The organism is Variovorax davisae, from assembly GCF_030316845.1.
Taxonomy (GTDB): domain Bacteria; phylum Pseudomonadota; class Gammaproteobacteria; order Burkholderiales; family Burkholderiaceae_C; genus Variovorax; species Variovorax davisae.
Window position 1 is genome coordinate 129544 of the sequence record NZ_JASZYS010000015.1, and the last position, 19957, is coordinate 149500.

19 protein-coding genes and 1 pseudogene are annotated in these 19957 nt (G+C 70.7%); 15 read left to right on the plus strand and 5 right to left on the minus strand.

The features are described 5' to 3' along the window. The first annotated feature begins 73 nt into the window (after positions 1–73). From QTI33_RS28255 to QTI33_RS28290, 8 genes are all read left to right on the plus strand, one after another. A complete protein-coding gene (locus QTI33_RS28255; protein WP_286509741.1) occupies positions 74–1078 on the plus strand; it encodes a DMT family transporter in 1005 nt (334 codons plus the stop codon). After that, positions 1071–1748: a tRNA (adenosine(37)-N6)-threonylcarbamoyltransferase complex dimerization subunit type 1 TsaB gene (gene tsaB / locus QTI33_RS28260; protein WP_286509742.1), complete on the plus strand. Its 678-nt coding sequence runs from the start codon at positions 1071–1073 to the stop codon at positions 1746–1748. The genes QTI33_RS28255 and tsaB overlap by 8 nt, the downstream gene beginning before the upstream one ends. Before the next feature lie 16 nt (positions 1749–1764). After that, positions 1765–2346, plus strand: a complete 582-nt coding sequence (gene rimI, locus QTI33_RS28265; protein ID WP_286509743.1) for a ribosomal protein S18-alanine N-acetyltransferase — start codon at positions 1765–1767, stop codon at positions 2344–2346. Then, positions 2343–3119: a uracil-DNA glycosylase family protein gene (locus QTI33_RS28270; RefSeq protein WP_286509744.1), complete on the plus strand. Its 777-nt coding sequence runs from the start codon at positions 2343–2345 to the stop codon at positions 3117–3119. Before rimI ends, QTI33_RS28270 begins: the two co-directional genes overlap by 4 nt. Before the next feature lie 36 nt (positions 3120–3155). Next, entirely contained in the window at positions 3156–3980 is an 825-nt protein-coding gene (gene pyrF, locus QTI33_RS28275; protein ID WP_286509745.1) for an orotidine-5'-phosphate decarboxylase, read from the plus strand. A gap of 178 nt (positions 3981–4158) precedes the next feature. After that, the gene (locus tag QTI33_RS28280) at positions 4159–5964 is read left to right on the plus strand and encodes a DUF1800 domain-containing protein (RefSeq protein WP_286509746.1); all 1806 of its coding nucleotides are present in this window, start codon (positions 4159–4161) and stop codon (positions 5962–5964) included. 11 nt (positions 5965–5975) lie between these two features. Beyond that, positions 5976–7451, plus strand: a complete 1476-nt coding sequence (locus QTI33_RS28285) for a DUF1501 domain-containing protein (protein ID WP_286509747.1) — start codon at positions 5976–5978, stop codon at positions 7449–7451. 46 nt (positions 7452–7497) lie between these two features. Beyond that, positions 7498–7989, plus strand: coding sequence for a GFA family protein (locus QTI33_RS28290; RefSeq protein ID WP_286509748.1), 492 nt, complete (start codon positions 7498–7500; stop codon positions 7987–7989). Here QTI33_RS28290 and QTI33_RS28295 read toward each other — a convergent pair. Continuing rightward, entirely contained in the window at positions 7970–8797 is an 828-nt protein-coding gene (locus QTI33_RS28295; protein WP_286509750.1) for an IclR family transcriptional regulator, read from the minus strand. The genes QTI33_RS28290 and QTI33_RS28295 overlap by 20 nt on opposite strands. 119 nt (positions 8798–8916) lie before the next feature. On the opposite strand from QTI33_RS28295, the gene QTI33_RS28300 reads away from it, so the two are divergent. The 6 genes from QTI33_RS28300 (at position 8917) to QTI33_RS28325 (ending at position 15374) form a co-directional block, all read left to right on the plus strand. Continuing rightward, positions 8917–9876 carry an MBL fold metallo-hydrolase gene (locus QTI33_RS28300; RefSeq protein ID WP_286509751.1) on the plus strand — a complete coding sequence of 320 codons (960 nt, stop codon included), beginning with the start codon at positions 8917–8919 and terminating at the stop codon, positions 9874–9876. Between the two features lie 4 nt (positions 9877–9880). Next, entirely contained in the window at positions 9881–11560 is a 1680-nt protein-coding gene (locus tag QTI33_RS28305) for an FAD-dependent oxidoreductase (RefSeq protein WP_286509752.1), read from the plus strand. A 6-nt stretch (positions 11561–11566) separates the two neighbouring features. Then, positions 11567–11758, plus strand: coding sequence for a DUF2783 domain-containing protein (locus QTI33_RS28310; RefSeq protein WP_286509753.1), 192 nt, complete (start codon positions 11567–11569; stop codon positions 11756–11758). Positions 11759–11778: 20 nt separating this feature from the next. Beyond that, positions 11779–13083: a homogentisate 1,2-dioxygenase gene (gene hmgA / locus QTI33_RS28315; RefSeq protein WP_286509754.1), complete on the plus strand. Its 1305-nt coding sequence runs from the start codon at positions 11779–11781 to the stop codon at positions 13081–13083. After that, entirely contained in the window at positions 13080–14351 is a 1272-nt protein-coding gene (fahA, locus tag QTI33_RS28320; protein ID WP_286509755.1) for a fumarylacetoacetase, read from the plus strand. Before hmgA ends, fahA begins: the two co-directional genes overlap by 4 nt. Before the next feature lie 78 nt (positions 14352–14429). Next, the gene (locus QTI33_RS28325; protein ID WP_286509756.1) at positions 14430–15374 is read left to right on the plus strand and encodes a hypothetical protein; all 945 of its coding nucleotides are present in this window, start codon (positions 14430–14432) and stop codon (positions 15372–15374) included. Here QTI33_RS28325 and QTI33_RS28330 read toward each other — a convergent pair. Continuing rightward, positions 15317–16261, minus strand: a complete 945-nt coding sequence (locus QTI33_RS28330) for a LysR family transcriptional regulator (RefSeq protein ID WP_286509757.1) — start codon at positions 16259–16261, stop codon at positions 15317–15319. The genes QTI33_RS28325 and QTI33_RS28330 overlap by 58 nt on opposite strands. 117 nt (positions 16262–16378) lie before the next feature. Here QTI33_RS28330 and QTI33_RS28335 point away from each other — a divergent pair, with 117 nt between their 5' ends. After that, positions 16379–17941 carry an MFS transporter gene (locus tag QTI33_RS28335; protein ID WP_286509759.1) on the plus strand — a complete coding sequence of 521 codons (1563 nt, stop codon included), beginning with the start codon at positions 16379–16381 and terminating at the stop codon, positions 17939–17941. On the opposite strand, the gene QTI33_RS35205 is transcribed toward QTI33_RS28335, so the two are convergent. The 3 genes and pseudogenes from QTI33_RS35205 to QTI33_RS28345 form a co-directional block, all read right to left on the minus strand. After that, positions 17911–18162 carry a sensor histidine kinase gene (locus QTI33_RS35205; RefSeq protein WP_353506364.1) on the minus strand — a complete coding sequence of 84 codons (252 nt, stop codon included), beginning with the start codon at positions 18160–18162 and terminating at the stop codon, positions 17911–17913. The genes QTI33_RS28335 and QTI33_RS35205 overlap by 31 nt on opposite strands. Positions 18163–18446: 284 nt before the next feature. Beyond that, positions 18447–19283 (minus strand): annotated as a pseudogene (locus QTI33_RS35210) (sensor histidine kinase); the annotation flags it as partial. Continuing rightward, positions 19280–19933: a response regulator gene (locus QTI33_RS28345; RefSeq protein ID WP_286509761.1), complete on the minus strand. Its 654-nt coding sequence runs from the start codon at positions 19931–19933 to the stop codon at positions 19280–19282. The pseudogene QTI33_RS35210 and the gene QTI33_RS28345, both read right to left, overlap by 4 nt. Positions 19934–19957: the final 24 nt, after the last annotated feature.

Sequence of the window (19957 nt, forward strand, 5' to 3'; positions counted from 1 at the left end):
GATTATCCCGGGCCGGCGGCGGCCCTCGCGGCCGGCGGCAGCACGCCGACCGCCCACCCTGGATAATCCCCCGATGCCCGCCGCCCCCCGCTTCTCCGCCCGCACCATCGGCATCGGCGCGGCCGTCGTCACGGTGGGGGTCTGGACCGCGTTCATCGTCATCGCGCGCGCCTCCGCCGGGCGCTCGCTGTCGCCCTTCGACCTCGCCTTCGCCCGCATCTGCGGCGCCAGCCTGGTGCTGCTGCCCTGGGGCGCCTGGCTGGTCATGCGCGCCCGCGCCGAAGGCTCGGTGCGCGATTCCTTCTTCGGCCTCTCGCCGCTGCCGCTGCGCCTGACCGCGCTGGCCGGCGTCTTCGGCGGCCTGGCCTACGCGCTCCTGGCCTATAGCGGGTTCTTCTTCGCGCCGGCCAGCCACGCCTCGGTGCTGATGCCGGGCAGCCTGCCGCTGTGGACCACGCTGCTGGCGGCCCTGGTCCTGCGCGACCGCATCACGCCGCTGCGCGCGCTCGGGCTGGCGCTGATCGTCCTCGGCGACCTGTTCGTCGGCGGCACCAGCCTGCTGCACGCGCTGGAGGGCGGCCAGATCTGGAAGGGCGACCTGCTCTTCATGAGCGCGGCCTTCAGCTGGGCCTGCTACAGCATCGTCGTCCGCCGCCATGGGCTCGAGGCGGTGCGCGCCACCATCGCCATCACCGTGTTCGCCTTCGCGGCCTTCGTGCCGGCCTATGCGCTGCTGACCGCGGCCGGCCTCGTGCGCAGCCACCTGGCCAGCGCGCCGGTCGGCGAGATCCTGTTCCAGATGGCGTTCCAGGGCCTCGGCTCGGTGGTCGTCTCGGGCATCGCGTTCACGCGGATGATCCAGTACTTCGGGCCGGTGCGCTCGACCATGATCACGGCGCTGGTGCCGGGGCTGTCGGCGTTCGGCGCCGTGATCTTCCTCGGCGAACCGCTGAGCTGGAGCCTGTTCGCCGGCCTCCTGCTGGTGACCGCGGGCATCCTGTTCGGCGTCCAGCGCAGCCGGGCGCCGGTCCGGCCGTCCCCCGCGGTGGCCGTGGCCGGAGCATGCGTCGATGGCTAAGCTGCTCGCCTTCGACACCAGCACCGAGGCGCTGTCGATCGCGGTGCGCCACGGCGACCTGCTGCTGGAGCACAGCGGGACCGGCGGCGCGCAGTCGTCGGCCAGCCTGATCCCCCTGATCCAGCAGCTGTTGGGGGCCGCCGGCCTGAGCCTGCGCGAACTCGACGCCATCGCCTTCGGCCGCGGGCCGGGCTCGTTCACCGGCCTGCGCACGGCCTGCTCGGTGGCGCAGGGGCTGGGCTACGGCGCCGGCGTCCGGCTGCTGCCGATCGACACGCTGCACGCCGTCGCCGAGGAAGCCCACGACCGCTTCGGCGCCACCCGCGTGGTGGCGGTGCTCGATGCGCGCATGGACCAGGTCTATGCGGCCGGCTACGACTTCGGGGTCGCGTGGAGCGCCAGCGAGGCCGAACTGCTGGCACCCGAAGGCGTCGTGGTGCCCGAGGGCTGGGCGCTGGCCGGCAACGCGTTCGCCGCCTACGGCGAGCGCCTGCCGCGGGCGGCGGCGCGCCACGAGGTGCTGCCCACCGCGGCCGCGATGCTGCGGCTGGCGCCGGCGCTGCTGGCCGCCGGCCGGACGGTGGCGCCGGCCGAGGCCTGGCCGCTGTACGTGCGCGACAAGGTGGCGCAGACGACCGAAGAGCGCGCGGCGCTGAAGGGGGCGGCATGAGCGAAGGGGTTGCCGAATGAGTGCCGTCCTGTCGTCGCCGCGCGAGGCGCGCCTCGAGCCGATCACGCTCGAGCGGGTGCCCGCCGTCTGCGCGATCGAACGCAGCGCCTTCACCCATCCCTGGACACCGGCCAACTTCACCGATTCGCTCGCCGCCGGCTACCACTGCCAGTGCCTGGTGGCGCCGCCGCCCGAAAGCGATGCCGCCGAGGCGCCGCGCGGCGCCCGCGCCCTCTGGAACCGGGTGACGGCGCGCGAGCCGGGCGAGACGCTGATCGGCTATTTCGTCGCCATGAAGGGCGTCGACGAAGTGCACCTGCTCAACATCACGGTGGCGCCGGCCTTCCAGGGCCAGGGCTGGGCGCCGCTGATGCTGGAGGCCCTGGCCGGCTGGTCGCGGGGCCAGAACGCGCAGTGGCTGTGGCTCGAGGTGCGGGCCAGCAACCTGCGCGCGCTGGCGGTCTACGAGCGCAACGGCTTCCGGCGCGTGGGCATGCGCAAGGGCTACTACCCGGCGCAGGGCAGCGCCCGCGAGGACGCGGTCGTGATGAGCCTGCGCCTGCACGAATCACCCAGCGCCTGGGGCGGACTCAAATGACTTCCGAAGCTTTGACACTCGATGCGCGCCAGCGCGCCATGCTCGACGAAATGGGCGTCAAGCTCTTCTGGTGGCGCCAGCCGGAACCGCTCGAGGCGCCGGCGCCGGAAGCGCCCGCGGCGCGGGCGGAGCCCGCCATCGCGGCCGAGGCGCCGGCGCGAGCGGCACCGGCCGCGGCTGCACCGGCACCGGCACCGGCACCGGCACCCGTGGCCCAGCGCACACCCGCCGCGGCTGCGCACGGTGCCGCCGTGCTGGCCGAGGCGCCACGGCGCCTGGGCGGCGATCCGGCCGCGGCCCAGGGGGGCTGGCTGATCGTGGCCGACATGCCGCCGGCGCTCGATGGCCGCCACGGCGATCCCTTCGACGGCGATGCCGGCCGGCTGCTCCACAACATGCTGAACGCGCTGCAGCTGCATGGCGGTGCGCTGCCGGTGCACCTGATGCGCACCCACCGCGGCGTCGCCTCGGGCCAGCCCGGCAGCCCGCAGCCGATCGGCGAGGTGCTGGCGGAGAGCGCCGCGGCGCTGGCGCCGCGCGTGCTGCTCGCCATGGGGCCGCTGGCGGCGCAGAGCCTGCTGCAGAGCAGCGAGCCGCTCGGCAAGCTGCGTGGCCGGGCGGTGCCGATGGACCTGCCGGGCCTGCCGGCGCTGCCGGTGGTGGCGAGCTACCACCCGGCCTACCTGCTGCGCAACCCGGCCGACAAGGCCCGCGCCTGGGCCGACCTCTGCCTGGCCGCCGAACAGGTGTCGGCAGGGCGGCCCGACGCCTGAGTCGAGCCTGCCAGCGGCCGACCTAAAATTCAGTCCATGACCTTCCTGGACAAGCTGCGCGCCGCCGAGCGCCAAAACGGCTCGCTGCTGTGCGTCGGCCTCGATCCCGAGCCGACCAAATTCCCCGCCGCCCTGAAAGGCGACGCCAGCCGGATCTACGAATTCTGCGCCCGCATCGTCGATGCCACGGCCGACCTGGCGATCGCCTTCAAGCCGCAGATCGCCTACTTCGCTGCCCATCGGGCCGAAGACCAGCTCGAGCAGCTCATGGCGCACATGCGCCGCAACGCGCCGCACGTGCCCACCATCCTCGACGCCAAGCGCGGCGACATCGGCTCGACCGCCGAGCAGTACGCCCGCGAGGCCTTCGAGCGCTACGGCGCCGACGCCGTCACCTTGTCGCCGTTCATGGGCTTCGATTCGGTCGAACCCTATCTGCGCCACCAGGGCAAGGGCGCCTTCCTGCTGTGCCGGACCAGCAACCCGGGCGGCGCCGACCTGCAGGGCCAGCGGCTGGCCGACGTCGACGGCCAGCCCTTCCTCTACGAGCACGTGGCCAGGCTGGCCCAGGGCCCGTGGAACCTCAACGGCCAGCTGGGCCTGGTGGTCGGCGCCACCTACCCGGCCGAGATCGAGCGCGTGCGCGCGCTGGCGCCCACGGTGCCGCTGCTGATCCCCGGCGTCGGTGCGCAGGGCGGCGACGCGGTCGCCACGGTCCGCGCCGGCTGGCGCGCAGACGCGCCGATCGTGGTCAACTCCTCGCGCGCCATCTGCTACGCCTCGGCCGGCGAGGACTTCGCCGAGGCGGCCCGGCGCGAGGCCCTGCGCACCCGCGACGCGCTCCAGGCCGCCAAACCCTGAACGACATTCCGCGTCAGTCCGCAAGCGGTCGGTGGTATCGATGTGACGAAAAAAGTCACATTTCCTCACAACTGTCGTACTAAACACTTCTACTAGAGGTCCGGAGCCGCCCGAATGCGGCGGGCATGCCACTTGCCTCAAGAGCGTCGGCGCGTCCGCGTCGAGGAGTGAGGCATCCATGGTGGAAGACATCGCAACCGGCCGCGACACGGCGGCCGACGAGAGTACGCGCGTGCCCGAGGCGGCCGCACCATCTCCGGCGGGCTCGTCGTCCCGTCCCCTGCCGCTCGTGGCCGCCCTGGCCGCGTCGGCGGCGGCCCTCGCGGCCTGTGGGGGCGGTGGCGGCGGCAGTGGCGGCGCGGGCTTCGCCGGCCTCGGCGGGTCGTCCACGACCACCGTGCAGGCCGGCTCGCTGACCGCCCTGGCCACCACGCCGACCGCGCAGACCTACGTCTACACCCAGGCCAAGACCGACGAGGAGGCCGCGCGCTTCCTGCTGCAGTCGCAGTTCTCGGCCTCGGAAGCAGACATCGCCGCCGTGCGCAGCAAGGGCTACCTGCCCTGGCTCGGCGAGCAGGTCGACCGCCCGGCCGAGCAGGGCGGGCGCGACTGGATCCTGAGCAAGGCCGCCACCACGGTCAACACCGACGACATGATCTGGAACCAGCTCATGACGGCGCCGGACGGCTTCCGCAAGCGCATGGCGCTGGTCTTCAGCGAGATCTTCGTGGTCTCGCGCAACGACATCGGCTCCAGCTGGCCCGATCTCATGATGGCCCAGTACTGGGACATGCTGGTGGCCGGCGTCACGACCAACTTCCGCAAGCTGCTGGAGGACGTGACGCTCAACCCGGCGATGGGCTACTACCTCAACACCAGGGGCAACCAGAAGGAGAACGCCCAGGGCCGCCAGCCGGACGAGAACTATGCGCGCGAGGTCATGCAGCTGATGACCATCGGGCTCTACCAGCTCAACGCCGACGGCAGCGTCAAGACCGGCGGCGACGGCACGCCGCTCGACAGCTACAGCCTGGACGACGTCACCAACCTGGCGCGCGTCTTCACCGGCTACGACCTCGACATCCGGGCCAGCGACGTCGACACCAGCGCCTGGACCGCGCGGCCGATGGCGCTCACGGCCTCCAGGCACTCGGTACTGGAGGCCCGCTTCCTGGGCGCCTCGGTGCCGGCCGGCACCGAGGGCAAGGCGGCGCTGAAGATCGCGCTCGACACCCTCGTCAACCACCCCAACGTCGGCCCCTTCATCGGCAAGCAGCTGATCCAGCGGCTGGTCACCAGCAACCCGAGCCCGGGCTACGTGAAGCGGGTGTCCGACGTCTTCGCCGACAACGGCGCCGGCGTGCGCGGCGACATGAAGAGCGTCTTCGCCGCGGTGCTGCTCGACAACGAGGCGCGCAGCCCGGCCGGCCTGTCGGACCCCGGCTTCGGCCGGCTGCGCGAGCCGATGCTGCGCTTCACGCAATGGGGTCGCACCTTCGGTGCCGGCTCGACCAGCGGCAACTGGAAGATCGGCGACCTCTCGCGGCCCAACGACCAGCTCGGCCAGAGCCCGCTGCACTCGCCGTCCGTGTTCAATTTCTTCCGGCCCGGCTACGTGCCGCCCTCGACCTCGATCGCCGCCGCCAAGATGGTCGCGCCCGAGTTCCAGCTGGTCAACGAGACCAGCGTCGGCGGCTACCTCAACTTCATGCAGAACAGCGTGCTCCCCAAGAGCACCGGGCGCGACGTCAACGCCGCCTACGCGAGCGAGCTGGCGCTGGTGCTCGACCCGGCGGCGCTGGTGCAGCGGCTCAACCTGCTGCTGACCGCCAACCAGCTGTCGGCCGCCACCCAGGCGCTGATCGTCGGGGCGCTGGCCAATCCCGCGGTGACCGACAAGAGCACCGACGCGGTCAAGCTCAACCGCGTCTACGCCGCGGTGCTGCTGGTGATGGCCTCGCCCTCCTACCTGATCCAGAAATAAGGGACCGCGCGATGTACCTGATCGATCCTGCCGCGCACACGCGACGTGCCTTCCTGCGCCGCTCCGGCCAGCTGGCGATGGCCGGCACCGCGCTGCCCTTCGTCCTCAACCTGGCCGCGATGGGCGAGGCGGCGGCGCAGGCCGCTCCCACCGACGACTACAAGGCGCTGGTCTGCGTCTTCCTGTTCGGCGGCAACGACTACGCGAACACCGTCATCACCTACGACGACCCGAGCTACAACGCCTACAGCACGATCCGGGTGCCGCAGGGCGCGGGCGGGGTGGCGATCGCCAAGGACGCGCTCGCCGCCACGCTGCTGGCGCCGACCGTGGCGCTGCCCGACGGCCGCCAGTACGCGCTGCACCCGTCGATGACGCAGCTCGCCGGCCTGTTCAACACCGAGGGCAAGGTGGCGGTGCAGCTCAACGTCGGCCCGCTGGTGGTGCCGCTGACCCGGGCCCAGTACAACAACAGCAACAAGAAGCTCTACCCGCAGCCGCCCAAGCTGTTCTCGCACAACGACCAGCAGTCGACCTGGCAGTCGTCCTCGCCCGAGGGCTCGACCGTGGGCTGGGGCGGCAACATCGGCGACCTGGTGCTGGACCAGCGGCAGAACACCAATGCGCTGTTCACCTGCATCTCGGTCGCCGGCAACGCCGTGTTCCTGTCGGGCGACCAGGCACTGCAATACCAGGTCAGCACCAGCGGCGCGGTCGGCATCCGCAGCATCAAGGACAGCACCACCTACGGCTCGAGCAGCGTCAAGGCCGCGATGGCGCAGCTGGCGCAGGAAACCCGCAGCCATCCGCTGGAGAACGAATACAACAAGGTGACCCAGCGCGCGGTCCAGGCCGAGACCACGGTCACCGGCGCGATCCAGTCCGCCACCTTCGCGACCGACACCTTCGGCTCGCTCAACACCCCGCTGGCGAACCAGCTCAAGATGGTCGCACGCCTGATCCGCGGCCGCAGCACCCTGGGCGCCAAGCGGCAGGTGTTCTTCGTCTCGATGGGCGGCTTCGACCTGCACGACAACCTGATCGCCAACCAGCCGGGCCTGATGCAGCAGTTGAGCGATGCGATGGCCGCCTTCCATCGGCAGATGGTGGCCCAGGGCCTGGCCGACAAGGTCACGGCCTTCACCGCCTCGGACTTCGGCCGCACGCTGGCCAGCAACGGCGACGGCTCCGACCATGGCTGGGGCGGCCATCACTTCGTGGTCGGCGGCGCGGTCAACGGCAAGGCGTTCTATGGCACGCCGCAGGTGGTGAGCATCAACAACGACGCCAAGCTGGCGGGCTACGAAGGCCACGTGGGGCAGGGCCGCCTGATCCCGACCACCTCGGTCGACCAGTACGCCGCCACGCTCGCCAGGTGGTTCGGCGTGCCCGACGCCCAGCTGCCGGGCATCCTGCCGAACCTGAAGAACTTCGGCGGCAACTTCAACGGCATCGAGTACCCGAAGAACGTCGGCTTCATGGCCTGAGACAGGGGTTTAATCTCCGGGTCGCCCCAGCGCCGGAGACTGCCCCATGACCGATCCCGCCCACCCCGACCCCTTCCCGATCGAGGGCGGCTGCACCTGCCGTGCGGTGCGCTACCGCATGGCCAGCGCGCCGCTGTTCGTGCACTGCTGCCATTGCCGCTGGTGCCAGCGCGAGAGCGGCTCGGCATTCGCGCTCAACGCGATGATCGAGGCCGACCGCCTGCAGTTGCTCGAAGGCGAAACCGAGCGCGTGCAGACGCCCTCGGCCAGCGGCAAGGGCCAAGCCGTCGTGCGCTGCGCCCGCTGCCGGGTCGCGCTGTGGAGCCACTACGCCGGCAGCGGCGACGCCGTCGGCTTCGTGCGCGTCGGCACGCTCGACGAGCCCGACCGGCTGCCGCCCGACATCCACATCTTCACGATGTCGAAGCAGCCCTGGGTGCTGCTGCCGCCGGGCCAGCCGGCGGTCGCCGAGTACTACCGCCGCTCCGAGCACTGGCCGGCGGCCAGCATCGATCGGTTCAAGGCCTTGAAAGCGTAGCCCCGAGCCGCTGCGACACCTGGCCGGCGCAGGCCTTGAGCGCCACGGCGATCTCGCCGTCCCAGCGGGTGTCGAAGATCGCCGCCGGCCCGATGGCCGTGACCGCCAGCACGATCGTGCCGGTGCTGTCGAACACCGGCGCCGACATCGCGCTGATGCCCGGCAGGATCTCGCCCTCGGAGCGGCTCAGGCCGTGGGCCCGCACCTCGTGCAGCTGGGCCTCGAAGACCGGCCAGGCGGGCAGCGGCTGGGCCGGCGGCATGCCGCGCTGCGGCGGCTGCGCGGCGCCTTTCTGCTCGCGCTGGCGCTCCTGCTCGAGCAGGCCGCGCACCGCTTCCGGGTCGAGGTAGGCGCCGAAGAGCCGGCCCGAGGCCGTGTGGGTGAGCGAGAACACCGTGCCGTGCCGCATGTTGACGTGCAGCGGCGCCGGCGATTCGGCGATCCGCACGATGGTGGCGCCGCGGTCGCCCCAGACCGCGATCGCCACCGTGTGGCCGATCTGCTGCGCCAGCTCGGCGATCAGCGGTGTCGCGATGTGGACCGGATTGGCCTGCTGCAGGCTGATCAACCCCAGTTGCAAGGCCAGCGGTCCGAGCAGATAGTGGCCGGTGGTGCGGTCCTGCTCGATCAGCCCGAGGCGGCCGAAGCTGACCATGTACGGGTGCGCCTTGGCGGCGGACATCTCGGCCTCGCGCGCCAGGTCCTTGAGCGCCATCGGCCGGCCATGGTGCACCAGGGCGCGCAGCAGCTGGCCGCCCACCTCGATGCTCTGGATGCCGCGCTGGGCGCGATCGGAGTCAGCCGCCATCGGATTTCGTCATTCGTTGATACAGAAGGCATTAGACATTAACTGATCCTCGATCTACACTGCAATCATTCGTTCCACGCGAATTCATTCACCTTAGACAAATTTCAGGAGACTCCGCGATGACAGAGACCAAGAAGTTCGCCAGCCAGGCCGACCTGGAAGAAAAGAAGATCACCTTCAGCCAGATCTCCGAGCACGCCTGGGCCTACACGGCCGAGGGCGACCCGAACACCGGGATCGTCATCGGCGACGACTGCGTGCTGGTGGCCGACACCCAGGCCACGCCGGCGATGGCCGCCGACGTGATCCGCCGCATCCGCGAAGTCACCGACAAGCCGATCAAGTACGTGGTGCTGACCCACTACCACGCGGTGCGCGTGCTCGGTGCCAGCGCCTACGGCGCCGACCACATCCTCGCCAGCCAGGACACCTACGACCTGATCGTCGAGCGCGGCGAGCAGGACAAGGCCAGCGAGATCGGCCGCTTCCCGCGCCTGTTCGCGGGGGTCGAGACGGTGCCGCCCGGCATGACCTGGCCCACCATGACCTTCACCGGCAAGATGACCCTCTGGCTGGGCAAGCTCGAAGTGCAGCTGCTGCAGCTGGGCCGCGGCCACACCAAGGGCGACACCGTCGTCTGGCTGCCCGGGGAACAGGCTCTCCTGTCCGGCGACCTGGTGGAGTTCGGCGCCACGCCCTATGCCGGCGACGCGTATTTCAAGGACTGGCCCCAGACGCTGGAGAACCTCGCGGCGCTGAAGCCCAAGGCGCTGGTGCCCGGTCGCGGCGCCGCGCTCACCACGCCGGACGAAGTGGCCAAGGGCCTCAACGAAACCCGCGCGTTCATCTCGGACGTGTACGCCAGTGTCCAGAAGGGCGTCGCGGCCGGCAAGGACCTGAACGCGGTCTACAAGGACACCTACGCGGCGGTGAAGCCCAAGTACGGCCACTGGGTGATCTTCGACCACTGCATGCCCTTCGACGTCACGCGCTGCTACGACGAGGCCACCCAGTACGCCGATCCGCGCATCTGGACCGCCGAGCGCGACATCGAGATGTGGAAGACGCTGGAAGGCTGACGCCATGGAGGGCCTCGCATCGACGCCCGGGGCAGCGGTCGACTACCAGTCGCTGCGCTTCGACTACAGGCGGCACCCCGACCAGGATGCCGCGACACCGGCCCACCACCCGGTGGTGGTGGTCGGCGCCGGCCCCGTGGGCCTGGCGCTGGCGATCGACCTCGCCCAGCGGCAGGTGCCGGTGGTGCTGCTCGACAACGACTGCACCCTGTCGAGCGGCTCGCGCGCGATCTGCTTCGCCAAGCGCACGCTGGAGATCTTCGACCGCCTGGGCTGCGCCGCGCGCATGGTCGACAAGGGCGTGTCGTGGAAGGTCGGACGGGTGTTCTTCGGCGACCAGCAGGTCTACAGCTTCGACCTGCTGCCCGAGGCCGGCCACGAGCGGCCGGCCTTCATCAACCTGCAGCAGTACTACGTCGAAGGGTATCTGGCCGAGCGGGCCGCCGAGCTGCCGCTGATCGACCTGCGCTGGAACAACAAGGTGATCGGCATCGCGCAGGACGCCGACCGGGCGCTGCTCACCATCGAGACGCCCGAGGGCGTGTACCAGCTCGCCGCCGGCCATGTGGCCGCCTGCGACGGCTCGCGCTCCAGCCTGCGGCAGCTGCTGGGCCAGGAGGCCAAGGGCCGGGTGTTCCGCGACCGCTTCCTGATCGCCGACGTCCACATGGACGCCGACCTGCCGACCGAGCGCCGCTTCTGGTTCGATCCGCCCTTCCACCCGAAGCAGAGCGTGCTGCTGCACAAGCAGGCCGACGGCATGTGGCGGGTCGACTTCCAGCTCGGCTGGGACGCCGACCCGGTAGAGGAGCGCAAGCACGAGCACATCATCCCGCGGGTGCGGGCGCTGCTCGACAGCATCGGCCACCAGGGCGTGCAGTTCGACATCGGCTGGGCCAGCGTCTACACCTTCGCCTGCCAGCGCATGGAGCGCTTCCGCCACGGCCGCGTGCTGTTCGCGGGCGATTCGGCGCACGGCGTGTCGCCGTTCGGCGCCCGCGGCGCCAACTCCGGCGTGCAGGATGCCGACAATCTGGCCTGGAAGCTGGCCGCGGTGCTGCACGGCGAAGCGCCCGACGCCCTGCTCGACAGCTACGCCAGCGAGCGCGAATACGCGGCCGACGAGAACATCCGCCACTCGACCCGCGCCACCGACTTCATCACGCCCAAGAGCGAGGTCAGCCGGCTGTTCCGCGACGCGGTGCTGGAGCTGTCGAAGCGCCACGCCTTCGCGCGGGCGCTGGTCAACAGCGGCCGGCTGTCGGTGCCGAGCACCTTGCGCGCGTCGACCCTGAACACGCCCGACGTGGATGCTTTCGCAGGCGCGATGGTGCCCGGCGCGGCCGCCGCCGACGCGCCGCTGGCCGGCGCCGACGGCCGCGCCGGCTGGCTGCTGCGCGAACTGAGTCCGGCCGCCGGCGCCACCACCCGCTTCACGGCGCTGGTCTTCGGCGACGGCGCCGCGGCCGAGCGCAGCCTCGATGCGCTGGCCCGCGCCGACGTGGCGCTGCACGTCGTGCGGGTGGCGCCGGGCGGCGCGGGCGAACTCGCCGCCCAGCGCTACGACGCCCGGCCCGGCACCGTCTACCTGCTGCGCCCCGACCAGCATGTCTGCGCGCGCTGGCGCGCACCCACCCCCGAGGCCGTGCGCGCCGCGCGCGACCGCGCCCTCGCCAAGGGCTAGACCGCCATGGACCTGATCACCACCCCGAACCTCGACGCGCCGGACGACTTCTACGAGGCCCTGATCGAAGCCCACCAGGGCCTCACGAGCGACCAGAGCCACGCCTTCAACGCCCGCCTGGTGCTGGTGCTGGCCAACCACATCGGCGCGACCGCCGTGCTGCGCCAGGCCCTCAAGGCGGCCGCAGCTTCCCGTTGAACCCTCCAGAGAGACTCCCCATGACGATCGCATCCGCGGCCGAGCGCCGCTACCAGGGCGGCTTCGGCAACGAGTACGCCACCGAAGCCGTCGCCGGCGCGCTGCCGCAGGGCCGCAACAGCCCGCAGCGCGCGCCCTTCGACCTCTACCCCGAGCTGATCTCGGGCACCGCCTTCACGGCGCCGCGGCACCAGAACCGGCGCACCTGGATGTACCGGCGCCAGCCCTCGGTGGTCGCCGGGCGCTACCAGGCCTATGCGCAGCCGCACTGGACCACCGGGGCCGACCGCGAGATGGCGCTCGCGCCCGAGCCGCTGCGCTGGGCCCCGCTGCCGCTCGACGGCGCCGACGCCGATTTCGTCGACGGCATGCGCACGCTGGCCGCCAACGGCGATGCCGAGGCCCAGAGCGGCATCGGCGCGCTGGTCTACCTCGCCAACCGCTCGATGGAACGCCGCGCCTTCGTCAATGCCGATGCCGAGATGCTGGTGGTGCCGCAGCAGGGCCGGCTGGTCGTCACGACCGAGATGGGCGTGCTCGACGTCAAGCCCGGCGAGATCGTGCTGCTGCCGCGCGGGGTCGTCTTCAAGGTCGATCTCCCCGACGGCCCGTCGCGCGGCTACGTCTGCGAGAACTACGGCGCCCAGTTCCGGCTGCCCGAGCTGGGCCCGATCGGCTCCAACGGGCTGGCCAACGCGCGCGACTTCCAGGCCCCGGTGGCGGCCTTCGAGGACGCGGCCGTGGCCTACGAGCTGGTGAAGAAGTCGGGCGGCCGCTTCTGGTCGGCACCGACCAGGCATTCGCCCTTCAACGTCGTCGCCTGGCACGGCAACCTGGCGCCGGTGAAGTACGACACCGCGCACTTCATGACCATCGGCTCGATCAGCTTCGACCATCCGGATCCGTCGATCTTCACGGTCCTGACCTCGCCCTCCGACACGCCCGGCACCGCCAACTGCGACTTCGTGATCTTCCCGCCGCGCTGGCTGGTGATGGAAGACACCTTCCGTCCGCCCTGGTACCACCGCAACCTGATGAGCGAGTTCATGGGCCTGGTCTACGGCGAGTACGACGCCAAGCCCGGCGGCTTCAAGCCGGGTGGCGCCAGCCTGCACAACTGCATGGTGCCGCACGGTCCCGACGAGGAAGCCTTCGAGCGGGCGAGCCACAGCGACCTCCAGCCGCAGAAGCTCGACCACACGCTGGCCTTCATGTTCGAAAGCCGGTTCCGATTCATCCCGACCGCCTACGCGATGCAAAGCCCGGCGCTCGACAACGACTACGCCGACTGCTGGGCCGGCCTCAAGGACCAATTCAAGCCATGACCGCCATCGATGCCACCCACGACCCGAAGCTGCGCAGTTGGGTCGCCTCGGCCAACCAGGCCGGCTGCGACTTCCCGATCCAGAACCTGCCCTTCGGCCGCTTCAGCCTCGGCGCCGATGCCGCGCCGCGCATCGGCGTCGCGATCGGCGACCGGATCCTCGACCTGCGCCGCGCCGGCCTGATCGACACCGACGACATGAACGCGCTGATGGCGGCCACGCCCGAGAAGCGCGCCGCGCTGCGGGCGCTGATCTCCCAGGGGCTGGCCGAAGGCAGCGCGCGGCAGTCGGAATGGGAGCCGGCCCTGGTCAGCCAGTCGGCGGCGACGATGCACGTGCCCTGCCGCATCGGCGACTACACCGACTTCTACACCAGCGTGCACCACGCGACCACGGTCGGCAAGCAGTTCCGCCCGGACAACCCGCTGCTGCCGAACTACAAGTGGGTCCCGATCGGCTACCACGGGCGGGCCTCGTCGATCGGCGTCAGCGGCCAGCGCTTCAAGCGGCCGCAGGGGCAGACCAAGGCGCCGGACGCCGCGGTGCCGAGCTTCGGTCCCTCGAAGCGGCTGGACTACGAACTCGAGCTCGGCTGGTTCGTCGCCCAGGGCAATGCGCAGGGCGAGCCGGTCGGCATCGGCGCGGCCGAGGCCCATCTGTTCGGCGTGACGCTGTTCAACGACTGGTCGGCGCGCGACATCCAGGGCTGGGAGTACCAGCCGCTGGGCCCGTTCCTGTCGAAGAACTTTGCCAGCACGCTGTCGCCCTGGCTGGTCACGACAGAAGCATTGGCGCCCTTCCGCGCGGCCTTCGAACGCCCGGCGGACGATCCGCAGCCGCTGCCCTACCTGGACTCGGAGGCCAACCGCGCGCAGGGGGCGTTCTCCATCGAGCTCGAGGTGCTGCTGCAGACCGCGAAGATGCGCGACGCGGGCGAGGCACCCGTGCGGCTGTCGAAGACCAACAGCACCCGCGCCGCCTACTGGACGCCGGCCCAGCTGATCGCCCACCACACGGTGAACGGCTGCAACCTGCAGCCCGGCGACCTGCTCGGCTCGGGCACGCTGTCGGGCCCGGAGGCGGTCGAGGCCGGTTCGCTGATGGAACTCACCAACGGCGGCAAGCAGCCGATCGTGCTGCCCAACGGCGAGCAGCGCAGCTTCCTGGCGGACGGCGACACGCTCGTCATGCGCGGCTGGTGCGAGCGCTCCGGTGCGGTGCGCATCGGCCTGGGCGAAGTCAGCGGGACGGTGCTGGCGGCCGGCTGAGTCGAAAGCGGTGCGGGGCCTCGGCCCCTCACCAAAGGGCAATTGCGCGTCGGCCTGCGGCGGGCACCATCGAGCCCGATGAAACGGCATGAGGCATTCGCGCTGCTGCTGCTGGCCTGCGCGCTGGGGCCCGCGGCCGCTCGTGCGCAGGGGCTGGACATCGTCGGCTCGACGGTGCAGCGGCATGCCAACGGGGTGCTGGCGCTGATGGCGTTCCAGGCGGTGCCGGACCTGACCTCGAGCAGCCTGTCGATCAGCAACGCCTCCCACGGCGACCCGGGCATCGTGATGTCGCAGCTGGGCGGCGGCTTCACGGTCAGCAAGCGCCTGCCGCTGTACCTCGAGGGCGCGATCGCCTACAGCCGCTACGACCCGGTGTTCGTCGCCAGCAATGGCGTCGAGGCACGCCAGCTGCCGGCGTGCTGGAATTCGCTCAGCGGCACCGCTGGCATGGGCTGGGACTTCCCGATCACCCCGGAGCTCGCCTTCCGCCCGATCTTCAATTTCTCGCTCGGCAAGGTGGCGAGCGACCTGCAGGTCGCCCGGGCCTATCTGCGCAACGTGACGGACCGGCAGCTCGACTTCCTCGACGGCGGCTCGCTCAACGCCTACGGGCTCGGCGGCGCCGTCATGCTCGACTGGGAGCACTACCGCGAGGACTACGAGGTCGACGTCGAGCTGCGCTATTCGGACATCGAGCTCAAGTCCTACGGCAGCAGCAGCGCCACGGTGGAGGGCAGTGCCTCGGCGCGCACCGCCAACCTGTGGGCCCGCTGGCGCGCCCCGACCGGTCTGCAGGCCTTCGACCGGCCGCTGCGCTACGTGCTGGAGTTCTCCCATTCGCACTACCTGGGCAGCCAGGCCGGCGTGCTGGGCTTCGACCGCCTGACCACCCTGGGCACCGGGCTCGAGCTGGACACCAGCGCCCACGACATCTTCATTACCCGGATCCGGGGCGTGCTGCGCTATGTGTTCGGCAACAACGTGTCGGGGTTCTCGCTGGGGCTGGCGGTGAGTTTCTGACGCACGGCGCGCACCGTCCTTTTTGCTGGCGAAACCCATGGGGCTTGCTCGATGAGGCGGCCCAGCTCGACAACGGCAAAGCTGCGCTCCAGCGCATGGACGTCGCTGTAGGCCAGTGTGAAGTCCAGCATCGGCAGTGCCGGCAAGCCCTCGCGTTCGCCCAGTACCACCATGCCCGGGCGCAGGTTGTCACTGGTGAATATCGCCACGCCAAGCCCGCTCAGCGCCGCGCTGCGCAGGTCCTCGAGGCTGTGCGAACTGAAGGCCCCGTGCCAGGCGATGCCGGCGGCGTCGAGCGCGGCGACCCCGACCTGGTGGCACACGCAGGGCAGCGGCGAGTAGGCCAGCGGCAGCGAGGCCCCGGGAGTGCGCTCGAAGCCTTCGGCCGCCGCCCACACCAGCGGCGAGCGCCGCAGCAAGGTCCCCTCGGTCGTGCCCGCAGCCGACACCACCACGGCCAGGTCCAGGTCGCGCTCCCGCACCATCGTCGCCACGTCGAGCGTGAGGCCCACGCTGACCTCGAGGCGCACCTTGGGACAACTGCGGGAGAACTGGCGCAAGAGCCGTGGCAGGCCGTCGCTCATGAAGCTCTCCGGCACGCCGAAGCGCACCGTGCCTTCGATCGGCGAGCAGCGGAAATGCTGCGCCAGCGCGTCCTGCGCCTGCAAGATGCGCCTGGCATGCCGCAGCAAGTCCTCGCCATCGGCCGTCAGGCTCAGGCGCCGTGTGGTGCGGCGGAAAAGCGGCCGGCCCACCATGTCCTCCAGTCGACGGATCTGGTGGCTGACCGCCGACTGCGTCAAGTGCAGCTGCTCGGCCGCGCGGGTGAAGCCGTTGGCCTGGTGCACCGCGACGAAGGCCTGCAGAAGGCCGGTGTCAAAGTTCATGAGCTCGGATTGATGAATTTCGACGTTGAATCACAAGAAATTTGATCATTTGCATCATAGATCACGGGCTTTGAGAATCCCGGTTCCCCGCTCGTCACGCCTTGGTGAACCCACTCGATGTCCTCCGCATTCACTTCCTCCCTCTCGCTGTCCGCGGTCTGCCTGGCGGCACTCATGTTCGGCCTGGAGATCTCCAGTGTCCCGGTCATCCTGCCCGTGCTGGAAGCGCAGCTGCACGCCGACTTCCAGAGCCTGCAATGGGTCATGAACGCCTACACCATCGCCTGCACCACGGTGCTCATGGCGACCGGCACGCTGGCCGACCGCTATGGGCGACGCCGCGTGTTCGCGCTCACCGTGCTGGCCTTCGGGGCCGCATCGCTGCTGTGCGGCTTCTCGCCCAGCGCGCCGGTGCTGATCGGCGCGCGCTTCCTGCAGGGGATGGCGGGCGGCGCGATGTTCATCTGTTCCATCGCGATCCTGTCGCACCAGTTCCCCGAAGGCAAGGCGCGAGCCCGCGCCTTCGCGATCTGGGGCGTGGTGGCGGGCGTCGGGCTGGGCTTCGGCCCGGTGATCGGCAGCGCCATCGTCGCGCTGGCCAGCTGGCAGTGGGTCTTCCTGGTGCAGGCGCCGCTGGCCACGCTGGGCTTGGCGTTGATCCGGGTCGGCGTGGCGGAGTCCAGCGACCCGCAGGCGCGCCAGCAGAAGCTGGACCTGGCGGGCATCGTCACGCTGACCGTCGCGGTGCTCGGGCTCACCCTGCTGATCACGCAGGGCGACGGCCTGGGCTGGGCCAGCCGGACCGCCCTGGGCCTGATGGCCGTCACGGCGGCGAGCCTGGTGGGCTTCGTTCTCGTCGAGCGCTTCCGTGCGCATCCGATGTTCGATTTCTCGGTCTTCAGGATCCGCGAATTCTCGGGCGCCATCTTCGCTTGCATCGGCATGAACTGCAGCTACTGGCCGTTCATGATCTATCTGCCGCTTTATTTCTCCGCCGGACTGGGCTACGACACGACCCTCACCGGGCTGGCGCTGCTGGTCTACACGGTGCCTTTCCTGGTGATGCCGCCTGTCGCTCAGTGGCTGTTGCTGCGCTACCAGGCACGCGTCGTGATACCAGCCGGCCTGTTCCTGATCGGCCTGGGCTTTGCGCTGATGAAGCTGGGCAGCGGCCTGGTGCACCTGGGCAGCTGGACCGTGTTGCCCGGCGCGCTGCTGGCTGGCATCGGCCTGGGCCTGACCACGACGCCCGCCACCAGCATGACCACGGCCTCGGTGCCTGCCCACCGTGCCGGCATGGCCTCGGGCATGGATGTCAGCGCGCGGCTCATCACCTTGGCCATCAACATCGCAGTCATGGGCTTGGTGCTCGTGGCCGGCATCCTGGCCGCGTTGCGCGCGGCGTTCGGAAGCGCGCTGGACGAAGCGCGGCTTCGCGCCCTGGCCGCGCAGCTGGCTGCGGGAGACGTTGCGGGCGCGAAGTCCGCATTGGGGGCACTGACGGCGCCGGAGACCGTCGACGCGGTTCTGCAGGCTGCCGTGGTCCACGGCTTCGGTGGGGTCATGCTGTACGCAGGGCTGGCGGCATGGATGGCCGCCTTGCTGAGTCTGGCGGTCTTCGGCCGTCCAGGCTGCCGGTCGGCGGCGCCTCAGCGGCCGGCCACCGGCAGCGTGACGTGAAAGCCGGCCCCACGCCGGCCGAGGCCCTCGCCCAGCACCACGCGGCCGCCGTTGCGCAGCACCGCCTGCCTGACGATCGCCAGGCCGAGGCCCGAGCCGGGCGCCTCGTGCCCGCTGCCGCGATGGAAGCGCTCGAAGACCTGCTCGCGCTGCGCCTCGGGGATGCCTGGCCCGTCGTCTTCGACCGACAGCCGCAGCGCGCCGGCAGCGTCGATGGCCAGCGTGACCGCGACGCGGCTGCCGTCATGCGCATAGCGATCGCGTTGTCGAGCAGGTTCTCCAGGATCGACTGGAAGGCCGGCACGTCGAGGTGCATCGGCAGGGTGTCGGGCGCGTCGAAGCTGAGCTCGATGTCGCGCGCCAGCGCCAGTGGCGCGGCCTGCGCCAGCAGTTGCTGCACCAGCTGCGCGGCATCGACCGGCCGTTGCGCAGGGCGTGCGTTCGCCGCATCGAGCGCTGCCAGTTCGAGCAGCTGCTGGGTGAGGTGCGAGGCGCGCGCGATGGCCAGCTCCAGCTGCGACTGGGCCCGGGCCCGGTCCTCGCCATTGCGGGCACCCGTGAGCGCATGGGCCTGCGCGGCGATCACCGCCATCGGCGTGCGCAGCTCGTGCGCGGCGTCATGGACGAAGGCGCGCTCGTGCGCCACCTGGTCGCGCAGTTGCTGCAGCATGCGTTCGAGCGCCGCCACCAGGGGCTTCAGTTCTTCGTAGCGCGCATCGAGCCCGATCGGCGACAGGTCGGTCGGGCCGCGTTCGGCGATCCGCTCTGCGAGCTGGCGCAGGGGCCGCAGGCCGAGCTTGACGGCGAACCAGATCGGCAGCAGGACGATCGGGAAGGCCAGCAGCAGGTAGGGCAGCACGCGGCTGGCATTGCGCTGGAGGACCCATTGGCCGGTGATCTCGGGCTCGGCCAGGTGCAGTGTCCAGTGGGCCGCATCGCTGCGGAAGACCCAGTGCGTGCGCCCGTTGATCTGCTGGTCGACCACCTGCCCGGGCAGGCCGGACAGGACCTGGCCGCCCAGTTTGGGCGAGGCGTACAGCGTCGGGCCGTCGCGCCGCTGCAGTTGCAGCAGCAGGCTGCCGTCGGGGTTGCCGCTCAGGCGCAGCATGCTGTATTCGGTGGCCGTGGCGCGTATCAGGAGGCCGGCTTCGGCATCGTCCTCGAGGTCGGCCAACGCGGCGCTGAGCGCCCGGCCGACCCGCTTCAGGCCCTGGTCGACCGCCAGCGCCTGGCGAAACTCGATGTAAATGTAGGCCAGCAGCGCCACCCAGACCAGCACGAAGGCCATCACCAGCGCGAGAAACACTCGCTGCACGATGGTCGGCCGCAGGATCCTCTTCATGGCGCCAGCATGTAGCCCACTCCGCGCACGGTATGCACCCGGGCGCCGCCGATCTTGCGCCGCAGGTTCGACACGTGGACTTCGACCGTGGCGAAATCCAGCGCTTCGCCCAGCGGCTCGAGCTTGCGCGCCAGCACGCCCTTGGCGACCACGGCGCCGGGCTCGCGCGCCAGTTCCAGCAGCAGGCGGAACTCGCGCGGCGAGAGGTCCAGCGATTCGCCGTTCAGGGCGCTGCGATGGCGCCTCGGCTCGATCGTCAGCGCGCCGAGGGTCCAATCGCTGGCCTGGCGCGCCGAGCGGCGCAGCACGGCGCGGATGCGCGAGATCAGCTCGGCGGTGGCGAAGGGCTTGATGACGAAATCGTCGGCGCCGCCGTCGAGGCCGGCCAGCCGGTCCTCGACCGCCGAGCGTGCGGTGATCACGATCACCGGCAGCAGGGAGCCTTCCCGGCGCCAGCGCGCCAGCAGTTCGAAGCCGCTGCCGTCGGGCAGGCTGAGGTCGAGCAGCACGCAGTCGAAGACCGCACCGTCGAGGGTGCGCGGCGCGTCGGCCGCGCGCCGATGCCATTCGCTGCTGAGGCCGTCGACCTTCAGTGCGGCTTGCAGGGCGCGACCCAGGTCGAGGTCGTCTTCGATCAGCAGGAGGTGCACGGCGGCGATTGTGCATGGGCCTGC

Excerpts from the sequence above, each read along its gene's own strand:
- QTI33_RS28255 (WP_286509741.1), top strand. The coding sequence starts at position 74 with ATGCCCGCCGCCCCCCGCTTCTCCGCCCGCACCATCGGCATCGGCGCG.
- tsaB (WP_286509742.1), top strand. The coding sequence starts at position 1,071 with ATGGCTAAGCTGCTCGCCTTCGACACCAGCACCGAGGCGCTGTCGATC.
- rimI (WP_286509743.1), top strand. The coding sequence starts at position 1,765 with ATGAGTGCCGTCCTGTCGTCGCCGCGCGAGGCGCGCCTCGAGCCGATC.
- QTI33_RS28270 (WP_286509744.1), top strand. The coding sequence starts at position 2,343 with ATGACTTCCGAAGCTTTGACACTCGATGCGCGCCAGCGCGCCATGCTC.
- pyrF (WP_286509745.1), top strand. The coding sequence starts at position 3,156 with ATGACCTTCCTGGACAAGCTGCGCGCCGCCGAGCGCCAAAACGGCTCG.
- QTI33_RS28280 (WP_286509746.1), top strand. The coding sequence starts at position 4,159 with ATGGTGGAAGACATCGCAACCGGCCGCGACACGGCGGCCGACGAGAGT.
- QTI33_RS28285 (WP_286509747.1), top strand. The coding sequence starts at position 5,976 with ATGTACCTGATCGATCCTGCCGCGCACACGCGACGTGCCTTCCTGCGC.
- QTI33_RS28290 (WP_286509748.1), top strand. The coding sequence starts at position 7,498 with ATGACCGATCCCGCCCACCCCGACCCCTTCCCGATCGAGGGCGGCTGC.
- QTI33_RS28295 (WP_286509750.1), bottom strand. The coding sequence starts at position 8,797 with ATGGCGGCTGACTCCGATCGCGCCCAGCGCGGCATCCAGAGCATCGAG.
- QTI33_RS28300 (WP_286509751.1), top strand. The coding sequence starts at position 8,917 with ATGACAGAGACCAAGAAGTTCGCCAGCCAGGCCGACCTGGAAGAAAAG.
- QTI33_RS28305 (WP_286509752.1), top strand. The coding sequence starts at position 9,881 with ATGGAGGGCCTCGCATCGACGCCCGGGGCAGCGGTCGACTACCAGTCG.
- QTI33_RS28310 (WP_286509753.1), top strand. The coding sequence starts at position 11,567 with ATGGACCTGATCACCACCCCGAACCTCGACGCGCCGGACGACTTCTAC.
- hmgA (WP_286509754.1), top strand. The coding sequence starts at position 11,779 with ATGACGATCGCATCCGCGGCCGAGCGCCGCTACCAGGGCGGCTTCGGC.
- fahA (WP_286509755.1), top strand. The coding sequence starts at position 13,080 with ATGACCGCCATCGATGCCACCCACGACCCGAAGCTGCGCAGTTGGGTC.
- QTI33_RS28325 (WP_286509756.1), top strand. The coding sequence starts at position 14,430 with ATGAAACGGCATGAGGCATTCGCGCTGCTGCTGCTGGCCTGCGCGCTG.
- QTI33_RS28330 (WP_286509757.1), bottom strand. The coding sequence starts at position 16,261 with ATGAACTTTGACACCGGCCTTCTGCAGGCCTTCGTCGCGGTGCACCAG.
- QTI33_RS28335 (WP_286509759.1), top strand. The coding sequence starts at position 16,379 with ATGTCCTCCGCATTCACTTCCTCCCTCTCGCTGTCCGCGGTCTGCCTG.